This window comes from Phenylobacterium sp. Root700 (assembly GCF_001429025.1).
Lineage (GTDB): Bacteria > Pseudomonadota > Alphaproteobacteria > Caulobacterales > Caulobacteraceae > Phenylobacterium.
In genome coordinates this window covers 113,139-127,476 of the sequence record NZ_LMHT01000029.1, presented here as the reverse complement: position 1 = coordinate 127,476, position 14,338 = coordinate 113,139, and the positions used below count along the sequence as shown (strand labels likewise).

Annotated in this window: 15 protein-coding genes; 9 read left to right on the top strand and 6 right to left on the bottom strand. The window is 63.1% G+C overall.

Annotated elements, in window-relative coordinates; genetic code table 11:
* The first annotated feature begins 7 nt into the window (after positions 1-7).
* Positions 8-2,446, top strand: a complete 2,439-nt coding sequence (locus ASE02_RS14885) for a S9 family peptidase (RefSeq protein WP_056735313.1) — start codon at positions 8-10, stop codon at positions 2,444-2,446.
* A 128-nt stretch (positions 2,447-2,574) separates the two neighbouring features.
* Here the strand turns inward: ASE02_RS14885 and ASE02_RS14880 are convergent, their stop codons facing one another.
* Together ASE02_RS14880 and ASE02_RS14875 are read right to left on the bottom strand one after the other, a co-directional pair.
* On the bottom strand, positions 2,575-2,940 hold the full coding sequence (locus ASE02_RS14880; RefSeq protein ID WP_082602110.1) for a type II toxin-antitoxin system HigA family antitoxin: 366 nt from the start codon (positions 2,938-2,940) through the stop codon (positions 2,575-2,577).
* A gap of 8 nt (positions 2,941-2,948) precedes the next feature.
* A complete protein-coding gene (locus tag ASE02_RS14875; RefSeq protein WP_056735312.1) occupies positions 2,949-3,251 on the bottom strand; it encodes a type II toxin-antitoxin system HigB family toxin in 303 nt (100 codons plus the stop codon).
* 417 nt (positions 3,252-3,668) lie between these two features.
* On the opposite strand from ASE02_RS14875, the gene ASE02_RS22400 reads away from it, so the two are divergent.
* Positions 3,669-4,202, top strand: a complete 534-nt coding sequence (locus ASE02_RS22400; RefSeq protein WP_056735311.1) for a PEPxxWA-CTERM sorting domain-containing protein — start codon at positions 3,669-3,671, stop codon at positions 4,200-4,202.
* A gap of 171 nt (positions 4,203-4,373) precedes the next feature.
* On the opposite strand, the gene ASE02_RS14865 is transcribed toward ASE02_RS22400, so the two are convergent.
* The 4 genes from ASE02_RS14865 to ASE02_RS14855 form a co-directional block, all read right to left on the bottom strand.
* The gene (locus ASE02_RS14865) at positions 4,374-6,131 is read right to left on the bottom strand and encodes an asparagine synthetase B family protein (protein ID WP_082602109.1); all 1,758 of its coding nucleotides are present in this window, start codon (positions 6,129-6,131) and stop codon (positions 4,374-4,376) included.
* Between the two features lies 1 nt (position 6,132).
* Positions 6,133-6,795: a lasso peptide biosynthesis B2 protein gene (locus ASE02_RS14860; protein WP_056735309.1), complete on the bottom strand. Its 663-nt coding sequence runs from the start codon at positions 6,793-6,795 to the stop codon at positions 6,133-6,135.
* Positions 6,796-6,859: 64 nt separating this feature from the next.
* Positions 6,860-6,982 carry a hypothetical protein gene (locus ASE02_RS23180; protein WP_255354045.1) on the bottom strand — a complete coding sequence of 41 codons (123 nt, stop codon included), beginning with the start codon at positions 6,980-6,982 and terminating at the stop codon, positions 6,860-6,862.
* Between the two features lie 97 nt (positions 6,983-7,079).
* The gene (locus ASE02_RS14855; RefSeq protein WP_255354046.1) at positions 7,080-7,673 is read right to left on the bottom strand and encodes a GntR family transcriptional regulator; all 594 of its coding nucleotides are present in this window, start codon (positions 7,671-7,673) and stop codon (positions 7,080-7,082) included.
* Between the two features lie 466 nt (positions 7,674-8,139).
* Between ASE02_RS14855 and ASE02_RS23175 the strand changes: the two genes are divergently transcribed.
* The 7 genes from ASE02_RS23175 (at position 8,140) to ASE02_RS14820 (ending at position 14,252) form a co-directional block, all read left to right on the top strand.
* Complete coding sequence (locus tag ASE02_RS23175; protein WP_255354044.1) at positions 8,140-8,709, top strand: helix-turn-helix transcriptional regulator; 570 nt, start codon at positions 8,140-8,142, stop codon at positions 8,707-8,709.
* Between the two features lie 180 nt (positions 8,710-8,889).
* Entirely contained in the window at positions 8,890-9,513 is a 624-nt protein-coding gene (locus ASE02_RS14845) for a lytic transglycosylase domain-containing protein (protein WP_056735307.1), read from the top strand.
* On the top strand, positions 9,510-9,800 hold the full coding sequence (locus ASE02_RS14840) for a TrbC/VirB2 family protein (RefSeq protein ID WP_056735306.1): 291 nt from the start codon (positions 9,510-9,512) through the stop codon (positions 9,798-9,800). Before ASE02_RS14845 ends, ASE02_RS14840 begins: the two co-directional genes overlap by 4 nt.
* Positions 9,801-9,804: 4 nt before the next feature.
* Positions 9,805-10,140 carry a type IV secretion system protein VirB3 gene (locus tag ASE02_RS14835; protein WP_056735335.1) on the top strand — a complete coding sequence of 112 codons (336 nt, stop codon included), beginning with the start codon at positions 9,805-9,807 and terminating at the stop codon, positions 10,138-10,140.
* Entirely contained in the window at positions 10,133-12,505 is a 2,373-nt protein-coding gene (locus ASE02_RS14830; RefSeq protein WP_056735305.1) for a VirB4 family type IV secretion/conjugal transfer ATPase, read from the top strand. Before ASE02_RS14835 ends, ASE02_RS14830 begins: the two co-directional genes overlap by 8 nt.
* Positions 12,502-13,212 (top strand): type IV secretion system protein, encoded by a 711-nt coding sequence (locus tag ASE02_RS14825; RefSeq protein WP_056735304.1) that lies wholly within the window; start codon positions 12,502-12,504, stop codon positions 13,210-13,212. Before ASE02_RS14830 ends, ASE02_RS14825 begins: the two co-directional genes overlap by 4 nt.
* Positions 13,213-13,337: 125 nt before the next feature.
* Positions 13,338-14,252, top strand: a complete 915-nt coding sequence (locus tag ASE02_RS14820) for a type IV secretion system protein (RefSeq protein ID WP_082602107.1) — start codon at positions 13,338-13,340, stop codon at positions 14,250-14,252.
* The last annotated feature ends 86 nt before the right edge of the window (positions 14,253-14,338 follow it).

The following is a 14,338-nucleotide window of genomic DNA, read 5'->3' as shown; positions in this document are numbered from 1 at the left end:
GTCCCCCGTGCGCATCGCTGCGATCGCCAGAACGGGTCTGGCCGCCTTCGCGCTGTTCGTCGTGGGGGCCGGGGCGCTTGCCGATCCACTCACCCTGGAGGACCTGCTTCAAACCGAAGAGGTCGGCGCCGTCGGTATCGACCCGACCTCGCGCTGGGCTGTTCTGGAGCGACTGGTTCCCTACGCCAACTCTCCGCGTTTCGACTATGACGGCTACACCAGCCTCATCCGCAGCCGGCTCCTTCGCGTCGACCTGACGGCGCCGGCGAGCCCGCGCCCGCTCTTCCCACAGGAGCCGGGCGCGGGCTATGTGGCCGGTCCGTTCTCGCCAGACGGCCGGCTGATCCTCGTCTATCGGCTCAAGGACCGTCGATACCAGCCAGGCGTCGTAACGCTCATAACTGGCGAGGTTCGCTGGTTGCCCCTCAGCCCGGACTATGTCCTCTACGGCCGAACGGCGCAGTGGCGCTCGAACCACGAACTGGTGATGATCGCCAGCGCCGATGACGCCTTGCCCGTTCGCCTGCGCCTTGGGTGGCAATCAAAGGAGATGGCGCCCAGGCTGTGGGCGCGCTCGGCCACTGGATCGGCGGCGGCGGCCACTCTGATCGGCAGCGGCGCCTTCCTGCCCTTACGCCCGAAGGCGGTGCTGAAGCGGTTGGTTCAGATCGACACCCGATCGGGAGAGATCAGGACGCTCGCACGAGGCGACTTCTTTGATCTGGAGATCTCTCCCGATGGGCGTCATGCCGCCGCGCTCTCTGACGGCGAGGACCTCCAGCCGCGATCATCGGACAAGGTGTGGGTGTCGATGGCGGTGCGCCGACGCAACGTCACCCTGGTCGAGCTCGACACCGGGCGAACGTCTCTCCCCTGCCCCGCCTGCGATCTAGCGACCCACCTCCTGACCTGGTCGCCCCGATCGGATGCATTGCTGGTCTTCAACCGCAGGCCAGGCGCTGACTGGGCCTCGGGACGGCTCATGGTGCTCACCTGGCGCCGTCCGCCGAGGCCCGTCGGGGGCCAGGTGCGCCCAGCGGTGTTCTATACCGGCGAAGGAATTGCGTACGTCCAGGCTGACTGGATGGGACAAAGTCCCGTGGTCTACGGCCAGGTCGCGGGCGCAGAGCGCAACGATTGGTACCGGTTGGCCGGCGGAGCGCCGATCAAACTGACCTCAGCCCTGGCCGAGCCACCGCCGCGCCTCGCGGCGATCACCCCTCAGCACCTAATGCTGGTCGAAGGCCGTCAGACTTGGCGCATTGATCGATCTGGTCATGCTGAGAGTCTCGCCCCCGGCCCGCTCAAGACGGTGACACTCACTGGATTTGGGCTCGGAGACCGCGCGCGGATAAATGGACCGCGACACTCACTGGCCTTCCCGGCCCTCATATCGACGTCGGAAGCTCCGCGGCTGGCGTGGATTGGCGACAGCACCCCGCGTCGTCACAATCTTACTCTTCCTGATGCAAACGCCGAGCCTCTGGCGATCGCGCGCGGCCTGGCCGTTATCTCTCAACGCGATCGCCATGGCGTCCAGACCCTCACCCTGCTGGCGGCGGGACAGGCTCCCCAGTTGATCCTCACCCTCAACTCGCACCTTGCGAAAATCACGCCGCCGATCGTGCGGCGGATCTCACACCGTGACCCTAAGGGGCAGGAGCGCATAAGCTGGCTCTATCTTCCTGCGGATTTGCGCCCTGGCCAACGCCGGCCCCTGGTCGTCATTCCCTATCCAGGATCTCAGAGGCCCAAGCCGCCCCTCCTCTATGGCGGCGGAGCCGCAGCATTGCAGACCCACGCCGAGCTCCTGACGGCGCAAGGTTATGGCGTGCTGTTGCCCAGCCTGCCACGTGATCATCACTCCGGCGAGCCGGCGGCCGATCTGGCTGACCAGATCCTCACCATCGTTGACGCCGCCGTGGCGAGCGGCGGCGTCGATCCTGACCGGCTTGCCATCTGGGGGCATAGTTTCGGCGGCTATGGCGCACTCACGGTCGCCACCCAGACCTCGCGCTTCAAGGCCGTCATCTCGGCGGCGGCGCCGTCAAATCTCGTCAGCGCCCGAGGCGTGTTCTTGCCGCACAATCGTATGCTCCCAGAGGACGGGTACGAGCTCACATCAGGAATGGGCTGGGCTGAGATGGGACAAGCAGGCCTGGGAACGACGCCTTGGTCGGATCCTAAACGCTACGTGCGCAACAGCCCTGTGTTCGCCGCAGACAAGATCACCGCCCCAGTGCTGCTCATCCACGGGGACCAGGACATAGTGTCCCTGACCCAGAGCCAGGAAATGTTCGGTGCCCTCTACAGACAACACAAGGACGCAGAAATGCTGACCTTTTGGGGTGAGGGCCATGTCATTGGAAGTCCGCCCAACCTGCGGCGCCTCTACGACGAGGTATTCAACTTCCTCGATCGAACGGTTGGCGCGCCTGATCGTTAGCTCATCCCGAATTGTGCTGAGCCCCCCGGCTCGCCTTGCGCGGCCGCATATGGAACGTGAGCCTTGCCAATCGAGCTACTCCCGTCTCGAAACCCGGGCCTCAGCCTGCTCTCGCCAGCGCGTGCTGCTTAGGCCGTCTCGTACTCGTCAATGAGCATGTCAGCTGGAATGTCCCACGCCCTATGGATCGCTCTGATCATCGAGAGCGTCAGCGGACGCTTACGGTTCAGAATTTCGGTCGCACGGCTTTGACCTACCACCGCGGCCAGATCGGCACGGCTACGTCCGTTCATGTCCATTTCGGCCTGTATGACCGCCACCGGATCAACGCCACGGGCAGACTTGATCAAGCGGGCTTCGAACACGTCAACAAGCTCAGCCCAATCGGCCAGCCGCTGCACATCCTCATCGCTCTCCGCGTTCCACAGGCGCGCGATTTCAGCCTTGGCCGCTTTCAGTTCGGCTTCATTGTGGATGGGGTGAAGTTCCATCATGCCACCTTTCAAAACATATCCACGGTCAGGACGTCGACCCGGTCGTATCGGGCGTGGGTTCCGAGAAATTTCACCCAAATGATCTGCGCCCGGAACTGGAAAGCGCAAATCATCCGATAGTCGCCGCCGGCTATCTCGAAACGAACCAGCTCACCATTCAGCACCTTGGCCTTCGACCAGCGATGCTGAACCTCATCCATCGACTTCCACTCAGCCTTGCGGGCGACATCCAGCCACAAGCGCAGGCCCGCTTCGGTTTCTGGGTGCTTGTCCCAGAATGCTTGCAATGAGCTTTGAGCGACGATCCTCATAGGAAATCCATCGCATTTCCCATGGCGGGAAACAACTGACCTTTCCCGCCATGGGAAATTCCTGCACTCGAACGGGCGACGATGGTCCGGAACTGCCGCCCGATCAGACGCTGCGACCGCATCCACCTGCAAACCCATTTTGGGAGGAGGCCCATGGCTAGAAAGGCCTGCCCGCTTCGCCGGATTGCTGCTCACGTCTTTCAAGCAACGCATATGGGCGCCTCGCCAAGCCGGTACGGCCGCTCCATACTGATAGTCCGATCATGGAGCATAAGTGCGACGATCGACTCCCGTCGATCACCAGTTTGGCGAATGGCATAAGGGGAAGGATATTCAATGCGTGGATCTATGTTGCGCGCGTTTTGGGCCGCACCACTTTGCGCTGCACTTCTCGCTACGCCTGTCGCTGCGGCACAAGTGGTCTCGCTTACGTTCACCGACCCGGATCAGGACGGCTTTTTTTCCGCGTCGGGGGCCTTCGATTGGCCAATTGAGGGCACGAAAGCGCTGGCCAAGCTGACGTTCAGCGGCGCCCAGCTGCTTGATGGCTATCTGACCGGCTACGTAGAAGGTCAGGCCACGTGGTGGGACACGTTCGCTGAGGAGGTTACGGGCAATGAGTACTTGCTGGCCTTCGACTGCGACACCGCCAATGGTTGCCTTCAAACAGCTGACACCGGACTGGCGTATGGATGGCTGTCTACACCACGCGGATTCGATAAGCCGTGCGGGCCCGCGACGCTTGGCGACTGCAGCTTCCACTACGACCCGCAGTCGGGAAACTTTGACGGCTACTTCCGAACGATGGGCAGCGCCCCCTACTCCGTCACGCTGACGATTGGGGAGTTCGCAGCAGTTCCTGAACCAGCGACCTGGGCGTTGATGATCGTCGGGTTCGGCCTAGCGGGGGGAACGCTTAGGAAGCGCCGCGCCTTGGCGCATGCGGCCTAGATTTGGCTGGACAACAGCGCGGCTGCCGGCGGACGAGCAAGCGGTTGTCCAAAGGCGAGAGCCAATGAGGGCGCAGCCCCAGCCAAGCTCCACTCTCGCCGGCTCGCGCTTCCGTCGAGGCGTTGTTTCAGAGAGATCGTCATCGATGCCGACATTTCAGGCGGCACGGAACTATCTGTCCCAGTGACCGACCCACCCCTCAATCGCCGTGAGGGTCATCAGCTCCCCATAATGTCCGCGCACGATGAGATCGTCTTCGTCGAGGATGACCTCCAGCCTGGAACGATCCACCAGGCCCTGCGCAGCGAGCCGTCCCTCCAGCAACATCGGCCTCAGCACGGGCAAGCTCGCCGCAAGCATCCGGCCATAATAGGCGGTCATGGCGCCTTTTGAACGACGCTGGATGACGGTGTCGGGCAAACGCCCAGCGAAGGCCGCGCGCGCCAAGGCGCGGTCACGTCCTCCCTCGGTCTGAGCGACCGCCGACAGGCCAAGCGCATACTCAACGATTGGTTGGGAGAGTAGCGGATGGATTAGATCGGCTCCCCGCGAGCGTGCACACGCGCCATAAAAAAGTTGGGTATGTGCGAGCCCTTGGACCTGCCGCCGCTTAGCTGGGCTCAGGTCCTGGTCAGCAAGCCAGGGATGCACAGGCATCGCCTTCGCCCGTCGTCGAAGATGAGCCGATAGGAAATCCGGAGGCGTGCGTGCGGCGCCACCGCCCCACCCCGCCGCCTCGACGGCGGCGATCCGCAGCACGCTCCAGAGCGATTGGCGGGTCCATCGCGCGATATCAAAGAAAACCGACGAGTTGAGGCCCGTAAGGCCAGCCTGTTGAAGATGGTCGGCGGCGATCAGCGGGGTCGCCATCTGGTAGAAGACTGTGTCCCCACCCTGACCAGTGAGTATCCTGTCAGCGCCGGCAGCTAGGCAACGATCAAGAACGTCTTGATCGTACTGGGCGTCGAGCCCGTTCAGGCCCGGTCGCGCATTCGTCGAGCTCTCAGCTAGGCCAGCCTTGCTCAAAGAGGCCTCAGACTTCAGCGCTTCGGTCAGGTCCAGGCCCAGGCGCCCCGCGACGGCGCGGGCATAGAGCCGCTCGTCACCTTGTCGGTCAGCGACATGGTAGTTCAGCCAACTTGCCGTCGGCGCCGACGCGCGCACGATCGCCGAAGCCACAATGGCCGAATCCAGGCCCCCTGAAATCTCGGCCAGCAGGCGGGAGTTCCCCGCGTAGGCCCCGACACACCCGTCAACGAGGCGTGGCAGCTCGTCGAGAGCATCCTTTCTCGATGCGGCGTTTAGGCCTGCAAACTGCGACGGCGCCCAGAGGGTCGTCACTGACGCTGAAGATGGCCCGAGCCGCTGGATCGCGCCCGGCGGCACAGCTCCGACTCCGCGGAGCCCTGGCTCAAGCGCGAGCTGGGAGGAGTCCAGCAGCATGTCCTCAACCCGCGACCAATCGACCGCCACCGATCTCGGCAGAAAAGCGTGAAGCCAGAGCGGAAGATCCGTCGCCACGAAGGTGACGCCCGCCTCGCGCCAGATGAGGCAGTCCAGGGCGCCAGACGGATCCCTGAACACCGACGTCGCGCCATCAGGAGTGCGCAGGATGGCGACATACCTCCCCCAGTAGCGCTTAAGCATTTCTCGGCACGCCGCCTCCGGCGCCGGGCTGTCGGTCGCTATATTTTCATCAACCCTGACGCCCAAAAGATCGCGCCGAAAGAGATCGCCGATGACCACACTGTCTTGGTTGAGACGGCGCAGCCCCAGAGGCGCGCGTGCGCCGGTTAAAACGCGCAGCCCTGGAGCCCGCAACTTCCAGGACCATGCCGGCTGACGTTTTGCGGCGCGATCCAGAACCCTTAGCCGTTCAGCGGTCTCCCGATCGCCAGGCGTCCAAAGGGCGGCCAGAAAACCCGCCATTTCAGATCACCATGATCGGGGTGTAGCCGGCGGTGTGATCGACCGTGTCGTCAAGAACGGTATCGCCCAGCTGTAACCAGCAATGCGCCTCGAACGGCCAGGTTCTCACGCCAAACATCCAGACCGCATGAAGGCCGCGCCGGCGCAGGTGGCGTAACAAGAAGAACGAACGATAGAGGCACACGCCCGGGAAGGGAGCCAGCGGCAACAGCTGATGGAAGGTGAGCACCGGCTTTAGGACGTTCGCCGCAGCGTTGAGGGACGGCGTCTCAGCGCGATATCCACGAGCCGACGAAATCAGATGGTTGAACCCCCGCCCGTAGTAGTGCGGTGCCATGTCGAGAAAGGTCATAATGAAATCGGCCATATCGGCCGCTTTGGCGGGCCCGGCCGCCAGACCTTTGAGATCGTTCGACGCGGGGGCTGGGGGTTGGAGTCGGATAGGATCATGATCAGGCGGGACGCCCTGAACCAGTCGCCCCTCGACCAGACCAATGGCCAAATCGGCACTGGCGACGCTGATAGTCGCCGCACCGGCGCTCGCATGACCGCCCAGCCCAGCGTTCGGCATGCAATAATAGTCACCGCGTCGAGCGTCGAGAATGACGATGTCGGCGTCGCGACGTGCGGCGTAGACATTCGCACTGAGATACCAAGTCGACATGGCGTTCCTCGATGGGAATACGCTTGGCCAAACTGGCGCCGGCCAAGGCCGACGCCAGCCTCTGTCAGCCTTCCGGCTGCAGGTTGGACGCGCCGATTTCGTTGGGCACGCCGAAGTCGCCCTTAGTCAGACGCTTGGCGTTGCCGAGCTTGATCAGACGGCGCTTACTCATGGTCTTGACGATCATGATCTACTCCCGCTCTCAGACTGTCGCGAAATTGCGACAAGACCAGATCAACACTCACGCAATGCAGTATTCAAACCATACTACAACTATAGTCGAACTATATCGACCCAAGGCCCCTCCCGGGGCCCCGCATCGCCGCAATGATGTCCGTCGCCAGACGAACCCGTCGCCCATAGTAGCCGCCAAAGGCGTCCTGAAGCTCCTCGACCGTTGCGTCGGGGAGCAAGGCTTCCAGGTGGTCGAGCTCGATTTCCAGGCCGCTCAGCACCAGCGGCTCGACGCGCCGCGCCGGCGCCAAGCGATCGGCCAGCAAACGATGCGAGCGGGTGAGCCAGAGATTGCGCGATCGCGCGATCACCCGCTCATGGATCCGTTCGGTTCGAGTAAGGTGTTTGGCGTCATCTGCGACCTCGCCCACCCCCAGCTCATCGACCGACCAGGCGTGCGCTGGGCGCAAAAACGCGCCCCGAAGGTAGGCCATCTGAAGATCATACAGCCCCTGGAGATCGATAGCATCGAGTCGCCATGCGAAGTGGCCAACGCCCCGCCGATCTTCGATAAGGCCCTCACCGGCCAAGCGTGACAACGCCTCTCGGATCGGGGTTGCGCTCAAGCCGAGCTCCCGGGAGAGATCAGTGATCATCAACTGCTCGCCGAGCACTAGGCGCCCAGCCCTCAGCCTTGAACGCACAGAAGCGATTACAACGCCAAAGGGATCGCGATTCACGTCCACCGTTCGACCTTTCTGTATCCAACCGCCGCCACGTGCGCCTAGCAGTTGTAGTACAGCGTGACATCACGAAGAAAATGGGTCCTGAAAGGCGCCGAACGAAAGCGGTGTACGGACGAAATCGATCGCACGGTCATAGCGGTGCGATAAATACGCAAACTCTTTTCGCGACAAAGATTTTGGCGATCCGGAGCGGCCGACGCGATGAATTTTGGCCCTTAGCTCCCACGTCGCCAGCGACCATCTCTAGAAATAATGTGCGAGCGCGCAAGATCGAGTAGGTATTTTCAGACACGTTTTGGTTGTGCACGGCAGACGCATGTCTTCTTCGTTTCCCACCGCCCCTGACGCCCGCAGAAGACTGTCACGTATTCTCCGCGCAATCCGCCACCATCGCGGCTTACGCTCCCGCGACGTGGCTATGGCGATGGGCATAGGCCTGCGGAGCTACGAATACTTTGAAGCTGGGCGCGGCCCGCTCACCAATGAGCGCCTGCAGGCCTTCGCGCTCGCCACCGATAGTGACTATTTCGCCCTGGCGTTAGGCGCATCGTTGTCCTCGCCGACGCTTGCCTTTGAATGTGCGGACAACAAGTTCATCATGGCTTTCGTCAGCGAGCTGCAGGCCTTTGAAGCTGAGCTCGCAGGCGGCGTCAGCACACTTGAGGCGACAGCCATCTTCAGCGCCTTCGGCGCGGCCTTTCGCGAACTCGCCGGGCATGCGCGTTCACGAGCCGAAGCCGCCCCCCCGCTCCACGATCCCATCGTCATGGATGGCGGTCCCCATCACGCCCCCCTTACGCCGCGGCAAATCGAGTGTCTGGCCTGGGCGCGCGATGGAAAGAGCTCTGGCGACATCGGATTGATCCTTGGCATCTCAGCCCGGACCGTCGATGGGCACGTCGCTGAAGCCTGCGCCCGTCTAGAGGTCAGAACCCGCGTTCAGGCGGTCGCAATGGCGACACAACTAGGATATCTGGAGCCTTCAACCCCGTAAGGTTACGGGGCGACTAGTCGCTGCTCTCGCAGCGCCGGGGCGCCGTCAATCCCGTAAACTAGCGGGGTCGTCGCCTCCCCCAAAACCGCTCCACGCTTCGGTCCGTCACATGCCCTGACGGGGAGAACGCATGTTCGGGCCGATCGAGAACACTGCAGAGCACATGGCGAGGATCGGCGCATGATCCTCGATCTCGCCGCGGCGCTCAGTCTCGCCCAGGCCTGCGCACCGCAGGTCGCCACCGAGACCTTGCTGGCCATTGTTCAAGTCGAGAGCGGCTTTGACACCCTTGCGATCGGCGTGAATGGGGGCTCAAGGCCCGGCGCCCGGCCATCGTCTGCTCACCAAGCCGCGCGCGAAGCCGAACGGCTTCTTCGGGCGGGCGCAAACCTCGACCTCGGCCTTGGACAAATCAACAGCCGCAACCTCGCCTGGCTGGACCTCAGCATCGAAGATGCCTTCGATCCCTGCCGCAATCTGGCCGCCGCAGGACGGGTTTTGACGCTCAACTATCGTCGCACCTCGCGCGACACCGGTCATGGCCAGACTGCGCTGAGCCAGGCCCTCTCACTCTACAACACGGGTGACCAGGTCCGAGGTCAGCACAACGGCTATGTCGCCAAGGTCCGCGCCGCCGCCCGCGCCATGGCGCCTTCGCTCACTCAAACTCTTGGTGCGCCTTCCACCGCCAACGTCCCGTCGCACGACGTCTTCTCCGGCGCAGCCTCCTTGGCCCTTGTCTTCATCACGCCAGACCAGCGCGAGACCTCCAGCCTCGCCTTACCGGAAGGAGCCGGTCGATGAAAAATCTTGCCTTACGCCAAGCGGGAGCCGCGGCAAGCGTCGGCCTCCTTGTGGCCCTGGCCTACTCGACGCCAGCTGCCGCCCAGAACGTCGAGAGCCTGCTGCAGAACGTCGTCGACTTGCTGACCGGCAACACGGCGCGCCTCCTGGCGATCATCGCCGTCATTGTTGTCGGCGTCCTCTGGATGTTCGGGCTCTTCGATCTTCGTCGCGCCGCCACTGTGGTCCTAGGCGTCATCGTGGTCTTCGGCGCGGCCGAGATCGTCGACATGCTGACCGGAGGATAGGGTGATGGCGAGTGAGCGCCTTGTCGAGGACACCCTGTTTCTGGCTTGCACCAGGCCAGCCATGGTTCTTGGCGTGCCGATTGAGGCGATGGGGCTCAACATCATCGCCTCAGGTCTCTGTTTCCTGCTTGGCGACGATCTAACCTACCTGTTGGCTGCTCCGGCGCTACATGGCGTCTCCCACGCAATCTGCCGGACCGATCCCAACGCCTACCGCCTGCTGTTCGCCTTCCTGAACACCAAAGGCAGAGCGCGCAACATCAGGCTCTGGGGCGGGAGTTCGCCCTCGCCGCTACCTCTGCGCCGATCGCGCCGCCTGAACGAGCTGCGCCATGGCTGAAAACTCCACCGTGTCGCGACGCTTGTTGGCTAGAGAGCCTCACCCCCGTTCGACCTTGCCTTACGCTCGGCATGTCGATGAGCAGATCATCGCCCTCGACACAGGGGCGCTGATGGTCAGCTTCGCCATCGACGGGGCGAGCTTCGAGACCGCCGACGTCGGCGAGCTCAACAATCGCCACGACAAACTAAATAGCGCCTGGCGCAATCTGGCGGACGACCGATTGGCTGTCTGGCACCACATCGTGCGCCGCCCCGTCAGCGCCTACCCTCAGGGAGAGTTTCGTTCGGCTTTCGCCCGCGAACTCGACGACGCATACCGCCGTCGGCTCGCCAGCCGGCGAATGTTCGTCAACGACCTCTATCTTACGCTGGTTCTTCATCCGGACCGCGATCCACACGACCGCGCCCGCGCTTTCCTCGGACGCCTGGGCGGCAACTCGGCGGCGAGCCGCGAGGATGACGTTGGACGGCTATACGAGGTCGCCCGCGACCTGACCCAGCATCTCGGCCGCTACAATCCACGACAACTCGGCATCTACGAGCGCGAAGGTCTTTGCTTCTCAGAACCGATGGGAATGCTGCGCCTGCTGTTCGGCGGCGCCCCGGAACGTATGCCCCTGGTTCAAGGGCACCTTGGCGAAGCGCTGTACTCCGACCGTGTGATCTTCGGGCGTGAGGCGCTCGAGATCCGGACCGCTTGCCAGACGCGGTTCGGCGCCATGCTGGCGGTAAAAGAATATCCTGCGGTCACACGACCGGGGCATTGGGATGAACTCCTCCAGGCCCGGTTTCCTTTCGTCGCGGCGCAATCATTCACCTTCCTCTCAAAATCCGCCGCGCGGGGGGTGATGGAGCGCAAGCAAAACCAGATGGTGAGCGCTCGCGACCGCGCCGCCAGTCAGATAAGTGCACTGAGCCAAGCGCTCGACGACCTCGCCAGCAACCGTTTCGTCATGGGCGACCACCAGGCCTCGGTCCTGGTGTTCGGCGACAGTCCAGACGAACTGGGTGATGCGACCTCACAAGCGCGCGCGATGTTGGCTGACTCCGGCCTCGTCGTAGCTCGAGAGGATCTGGGGCTCGAAAGCGCATTCTGGGCCCAGTTCCCCGGCCTCTTCTCGCGCCGCACGCGGCCAGCAGCGATCACCTCACGGAACTTCTCCGGGCTAGCCCCCCTCCACACCTATCCGGCCGGCCGCGCGAGGGGAAACTGCTGGGGCGAGGCCGTCAGCCTGCTGCAGACGACAGCAGGCTCACCGTTCTACTTCAACTTTCATGTGGCCGACCTTGGCCACACCTTCATCTGCGGCCCGTCAGGATCGGGCAAGACCGTCATCCAGAACTTCCTGCTCGCTCAGCTTGAAAAGCACAGCGCTCAGCAAGTCTTCATCGACAAGGATCGCGGCGCCGAGATCTTCGTACGCGCTTGCGGAGGAGCCTATCTTTCGTTGCGGCCTGGACGCCCTACGGGGCTCGCCCCCTTCAAAGTCCTACCGTTCACGCCGGCCAATCAGGTTTTCCTCTGCGACCTTATCCGTAGAATCGTAACGCTGCCTGGCGAGCGGCTCGGCCCGGGGGCCGAACACGCCATTTCGACAGGCATAGCCGCGCTCGCGGCCCTACCTGCGCAACACCGTTCGATTGGGGCTTTGCGCACCCTGCTTGGCCATCAGGACATCGGCGGGATCGGCGCGCGCCTCGAACGCTGGGCCTCCGGCGGTGCGCTCGGCTGGGCGTTGGACGGCGCTGTCGACACCATGGCGCTGGAAGCACGATTGGTCGGTTTCGACATGACCGAACTCCTCGACCACCCGGAGATCCGCAATCCGGTAATGATGTACCTTTTCCATCGGATCTCCGGCCTCGTGGACGGCCGTCGCCTTGTGCTCGATATCGATGAATTCTGGAAGGCGCTCGGTGATGAGGCCTTCCGTGATCTTGCCCAGAACGGCCTAAAGACCTGGCGCAAGCAGAACGCATTCATGATCTTCGGTACGCAGTCGCCGGCCGATGTTCTGCGTTCGCCGATTGCTCACACTGTCGTGGAGATGTGCGCCACCAAGATCTTTCTCCCGAACCCGCATGGCGCCGCGCAGGACTATGTCGAGGGCTTTGGCCTGACCGGTGAGGAATTTCGCCTGATCCGTGACGAACTCTCACCAGAGCAGCGGCGCTTCCTCGTCAAGCAGGGGCACGACAGCATTGTCGTCGAACTGGACCTCAACGGCATGGAAGCCGAGCTCGCGGTCCTCTCTGGCCGCACTGCGACCCTTGAACTGATGGACCAACTGATGGTCCAGCACGGAGAACGCCCCGAGGCCTGGCTACCCCACTTTCACGACCAGTGGAGGCACCGCGTATGAAATCGCTTCTGCCAACCTTCATCGCATCCGCTGTGTTTGTGAGCGGCGGACCTGCGGCCGCTCAAGTGCTTGTCCATGATCCGGCGGCCGTAACCCAGCTGATCACCCAAGCCCAGACCGCCGTCTCCCAATTGCAGAAGCTGCGCGAACAGGTGACCCAAGCCGAGCGGCTCTACGAGAGCTTCAATGACCTCTCGAACGTCAACGCCATCGCCGGTCAGCTCTTGACCCCAGAACTGCGCCGGTTCGTGCCCGGCCTAGACAAGCTGGAGGCTGCGGCCAGGGGCGACCTGAAGGCGCTAGGTGAACTTGCCGTTCGGGCCGAAGAAATTCGCGCGACCTACCGGGCGTACACCCCGGCGCCTGACCATCCTGAGGCGCTCAGTATCGAAGCTGCGGGCGCTCGCGGCGCCCGCGATATGGCGCTCGGAGAAGAGGTGACACGTATCGCTGAAGCGCGGCTTGATGGCCTAGACCAGCTCCGTGAGGCATTGGATGACGCGCCAAGCGCCCGAGCCGTGATGGACATCAGCGCTCGCCTAGCTTCCGAACAGGCGATGATCCAGAACGATCAGATGCGCCTGCAAGGTGTCATGATGATGCAGCTCGCCGAAGACCGGCTTGCTATCCAACGTCAACGGGAAGAAGCAATCGCGGCGCGCGAGTTGCGAATGGACATGTTTCGTCGCGGGTTCACACGTCCATGACCCCGGCGACGACGCTCAGCATCGCGGCCACCGAAGGGCCAGGAAGGCCGAAGACGCTCGCGAGCCCGATGGGCGCCGAGCCGCAGGGTCGTTTCCGCGCCGGCAACGGGAGCCTAGCGAGCTAGATGGCGAGCGATCTCACGTTCTTTGCACCAGCCTATGATTTCGTCGACGAACGGCTGACGACCGTTCTCGACGACGGGTTAGCTGGAGTCCTAGCAGAAGTGGTCGGTCCGCTCCGGGTCGCGCTGGTCCTCTATATCGTACTCTATGGCTTCGCGATCCTGCGCGGCGCTATCGCCGAACCCGTCATGGATTTCGCGGTCCGCAGCATGAAGCTGGTCTTCATCTACGCAATCGCGACAACCCCGGCCTACGCCACCTACGTTACGACACCGCTGTTCATCGAACTTCCAAGCACGCTCGCGAGCGCGATCAGCGGCGGCGCTGCGGTGACCGCCGGCGAGGCCTTCGACGAACTGATCAACTACGCCGGCTACCTGGCGGACAAGGTAAGCCAGGAAGGCACCGCGTTCGACCCTGCGCCATGGATCGTTGCTGGGACGGTGTTCGTGATCGGCGCGGCGGCCTCAGCACTCGGCTTTGGTGTCGTGCTTGTCGCCAAGATCGCCCTTGCCCTCCTAGTGGCTCTCGGTCCGATCTTCATCGGCTGCGCGCTGTTTGAGGCCACGCGTCGCTACTTCTTTGGCTGGCTTTCGCAGGGTGTGAACTTCCTCGTCCTTTTCGCCCTCATCCTAACCCTGGTCCAACTGGTGCTCGACCTGGTTCGCAGCCAATGGGGCTCCATAGACGGCCTTGACCCCGTTGGCGGCGGCCTGATTTTCATCGCGCTTTGCGTGCTGGGCGCATTTTTCTTCCTGCAGATGCCCGTCTTGGCGGCCGGAATTGCGGGCGGAGCGAGCGCCGGCATCGCCGATTTCGGACGTGCGATGACCACAGGTCATGGCGGCGGTCTCGACAGGGGAGCGGTTAGGACAGCGCGGGCGCCGCCGGTCAGCTCGGGGCATCAAACGCGATGAAGCAAACCATTCTTCTAGGCCTAGCTTTGCTTGGCCTCGCCGCTTGCGCGACCTCAATTCCCTCGCCGCTGGTCTGCGAAGGTCAA

Bases quoted from the DNA above. Each gene is read 5' to 3' on its own strand.
- ASE02_RS14880 (WP_082602110.1), bottom strand. From the start codon at position 2,940: ATGATGGAACTTCACCCCATCCACAATGAAGCCGAACTGAAAGCGGCC.
- ASE02_RS14875 (WP_056735312.1), bottom strand. From the start codon at position 3,251: ATGAGGATCGTCGCTCAAAGCTCATTGCAAGCATTCTGGGACAAGCAC.
- ASE02_RS14865 (WP_082602109.1), bottom strand. From the start codon at position 6,131: ATGGCGGGTTTTCTGGCCGCCCTTTGGACGCCTGGCGATCGGGAGACC.
- ASE02_RS14860 (WP_056735309.1), bottom strand. From the start codon at position 6,795: ATGTCGACTTGGTATCTCAGTGCGAATGTCTACGCCGCACGTCGCGAC.
- ASE02_RS23180 (WP_255354045.1), bottom strand. From the start codon at position 6,982: ATGATCGTCAAGACCATGAGTAAGCGCCGTCTGATCAAGCTCGGCAAC.
- ASE02_RS23175 (WP_255354044.1), top strand. From the start codon at position 8,140: ATGGGCATAGGCCTGCGGAGCTACGAATACTTTGAAGCTGGGCGCGGC.
- ASE02_RS14845 (WP_056735307.1), top strand. From the start codon at position 8,890: ATGATCCTCGATCTCGCCGCGGCGCTCAGTCTCGCCCAGGCCTGCGCA.
- ASE02_RS14840 (WP_056735306.1), top strand. From the start codon at position 9,510: ATGAAAAATCTTGCCTTACGCCAAGCGGGAGCCGCGGCAAGCGTCGGC.
- ASE02_RS14835 (WP_056735335.1), top strand. From the start codon at position 9,805: ATGGCGAGTGAGCGCCTTGTCGAGGACACCCTGTTTCTGGCTTGCACC.
- ASE02_RS14830 (WP_056735305.1), top strand. From the start codon at position 10,133: ATGGCTGAAAACTCCACCGTGTCGCGACGCTTGTTGGCTAGAGAGCCT.
- ASE02_RS14825 (WP_056735304.1), top strand. From the start codon at position 12,502: ATGAAATCGCTTCTGCCAACCTTCATCGCATCCGCTGTGTTTGTGAGC.
- ASE02_RS14820 (WP_082602107.1), top strand. From the start codon at position 13,338: ATGGCGAGCGATCTCACGTTCTTTGCACCAGCCTATGATTTCGTCGAC.